Source organism: Streptomyces sp. NPDC055099 (genome assembly GCF_053607685.1).
Genome location: NZ_JBSGUA010000084.1, coordinates 1 through 1,286, shown reverse-complemented (window position 1 = coordinate 1,286; position 1,286 = coordinate 1). Strand labels below are relative to the sequence as shown.

The window sequence follows — 1,286 nt, the reverse complement described above, 5'->3', positions numbered from 1 at the left end:
GTGTCGGGGTGCCGGGCTCGCCGTAGGCGACCGCCGCAGGCGGCTTGGCCTGGCGGCCCGGCGCGGGCTGTGGCCCCCTCGGGGTGCCCGTCCGGCGAGGGAGCCCCCCGGCCGCCCCCACCCCTGCACCACCCACTCACCGCCAGGTCGGCATCCGTCCCCCCGCCCCCTTGGAGAGAGGGCCGGGGGGTGTGGGGGGCAGCGCCCCCCCGCGTCACCACAAGGCGGCCTGCACCGCCTCCGCCTCGGGCGCCCGGACAGTCGCCGCGGCCTGTGCCGGAGCGGGCTCGGATGCCGCCGGCGGACCGGCCGGAGCAAGCTTCTTCTTCGCCGCCGGACGGGCCGGTGCCGGGCCGTCCTTGGGGCACTCGCACCGGCACCACCACACGCACGGCTCGCCGCCCGGCCGGGGGATGAACTCGGCGACGGTACGCCCCTGGTGGCTGGTCACCCACTCGCGGTTGCCGTCGACGTCCGGGCCACCCTTCTGCCGGTGAACGCAGATGTCGTGACGTCCGTTCAGGCAGTTCCAGCAGGTGCCCCGCTCGCACATGCTCCACCGGTGGAACCCGAACGGGTACCGCTCCTCCATCGCCTTCCAGTGCGCGGGCCAAGCGTGCTCGCGCACCCACGCACCGGCGTCCTCCGACATCGGCGACGCGTTGGGAACCGGGTCGGTGATGCCCATGATCAGGGCTCCCTGGAGGTTGAGCAGCGCCATGTCCCGCACTCGCTCGCGTTCCTCGGGAGTGAGGATGCGCTGCGGGCGCCGGATGACTTCACGGACGACGTCCGCGGGCCGCTGCTCGCGGGCGGAGCGCGGGGCGAACAGGCGCCGCAACAGGGGCTGGTCGGTGCGCGTCGGCGGCGTCGTCGGCACTGGCGCCGTTGCGGGAACCACGGCCACAAAGGCGGGTGCAGGCTCGGTCGGGACCGGGTCGTCCGCGCACCGCTCCTCACCCTTGAAGTAGCGCCCCTCGGACAGCAGCGGGTATCCGCCGCTGCGCTTCGGGATCGGGGAAAGCCTGGCGTCCTTCGCGACGGGTTCGATGACGCCCTGGCGCTCCGCGCGCCACAGCAGACGGCGCACCCGCTGACCTGTCGACGACATCACGAAGCAGCGACGGCCGTTGCTCTCCAGGCGCACGTCCAGCAGCCCGGCCGCCCACAGCCCGGTCACGCGCGTCCGGGCGATCCGCTTGTTGACGTCCCACCGGTCCGGGACGCAGTCCAGGGCCCAGAACCCGTCGTCGAACTCCGCCACCTCGGCGTACTCGGTCCAGCTC

General features: G+C 74.1%; 1 protein-coding gene. It reads right to left on the bottom strand.

The annotated features are described in order from the left end of the window. Positions 1–214 precede the first annotated feature (214 nt). A partial coding sequence (locus tag ACWFRU_RS42460) for a DUF6248 family natural product biosynthesis protein (protein ID WP_453694218.1) occupies positions 215–1,286 on the bottom strand: 1,072 nt, incomplete at its 5' end.